The organism is Actinoplanes sp. NPDC051633 (assembly GCF_040681735.1).
In the GTDB taxonomy this organism is placed as follows: Bacteria; Actinomycetota; Actinomycetes; order Mycobacteriales; family Micromonosporaceae; genus Actinoplanes.
This window is the reverse complement of sequence record NZ_JBFAZH010001589.1, coordinates 1-1,426: the sequence shown is the minus strand read 5'-3', so window position 1 is coordinate 1,426 and position 1,426 is coordinate 1. Positions and strand designations below refer to the sequence as shown.

The 1,426-nt window shown below is 70.8% G+C and carries 1 protein-coding gene and 1 pseudogene; both read left to right on the top strand.

Annotated elements, in window-relative coordinates:
* Positions 1-901: glycine betaine ABC transporter substrate-binding protein (locus AB0M20_RS43385; protein ID WP_364307321.1), on the top strand; the 901-nt coding region annotated here is incomplete at its 5' end.
* Positions 902-1,024: 123 nt separating this feature from the next.
* Positions 1,025-1,426, top strand: a pseudogene (locus tag AB0M20_RS43380) (hypothetical protein); the annotation flags it as partial.

Genomic DNA, 1,426 nt, shown 5'->3' with positions numbered 1-1,426 from the left:
CCCGGCCAGCTCCGCCGCGGGTCCCGGCTGCGCCCCCGTCGCCGGTGACAAGCTCGTCGTCCTCGAGGACGACAAGAAACTGCAGAACAGCGACAACGTCATCCCGGCCATCAACGCGAAGGCGGCGAGCCCCGAGCTGATCGCGGCCCTCGACAAGGTGTCCGCGGCCCTCGACACTCCCAAGCTCATCGAGCTCAACAAGGCGGTCGACATCGACCGCAAGTCGTCCAAGGCCGCGGCGCAGGCGTTCGCGGACGCCAACAACGTCGCCACCGGCGTCAGCGGGGGCAAGGGCGACATCACGGTCGGCGCGGCCAACTTCAGCGAGAACGCGACGCTGGGCGAGCTGTACGGCATCGCGCTGACCGCGGCCGGCTTCAAGGTGAAGGTGCAGCAGATCGGCAACCGCGAGCTGTACGAGCCGGCGCTGGAGAAGGGCGAGATCGACGTGGTGCCGGAGTACGCGGCCACGCTGACCACGTTCCTCAACGGCAAGATCAACGGTGAGAGCGCGGCCGACCCGTCGTCGCCCGACATCGAGACGACCGTGAAGGCGCTGACCGACCTGGGCAAGCAGAAGGGTCTGGTCTTCGGCAAGCCGGCCAGTGCGCAGGACCAGAACGCGTTCGCGGTCACCACGGCGTTCGCCGAGAAGAACGCGGTGAAGACCCTCTCCGACCTGGCGTCGAAGTGCTCGGGCGCGGCGACCGTGCTCGGTGGTCCGGCGGAGTGCCCGCAGCGGCCGAAGTGCCAGGCCGGCCTCGTGTCCACCTACAACTTCCAGGCCGGCAAGTTCAGCACCCTGGACGCGGGCGGTCCGCTCACCAAGACCGGCCTCACCCAGGGCACGGTCAGCGTCGGGCTGGTGCTCAGCTCGGACGGCGCGTTGGCAGCGGGCTGACCAGGGGTTTCGCGACCGGATCGCGGTCGTAACAGCCTGATCGGGCGGTGCCGGGCATTGCGAGTGCAGTGCCCGGCGCTGCCCGTTTCGTACCAGGAGCCGGTGTGAGTAACATCGGCCACCATGTCAACGGACCGGGTCGCTGAAAACGGGCAAAACACGCGCCTGCTGCGCGCCCTGGTCTGGGTCGGTGTCAGCCTGGCGCCGGTGGCCGCGCTGGTGGTGCTGCTGGGTTCCAGCGAGGGCCCGGTGCGCTTCGGCGTGCTGCTGATCGCGGCGTGCGTGGTGCTGGTCGGGGCGTCGCTGCTGGTGCGCGACGACCCGGTCCTGCTGCGCATGCAGGTCGAGGACAGAGTGGCCGACGAGGTGAGCGTGCTCCGCGACGAGCTGCGCTCGGAGTTCGCGGCCGCCCGCCAGCCCCCGGCGCCGGCATCCCTCGCACACCGAGCCGCAGCCGCGGCCCCGATCGCATCGGCCGCGGTCCCGGGCCCTACGGCGCCGCGCGACCCCGCCACCCGCACGGGC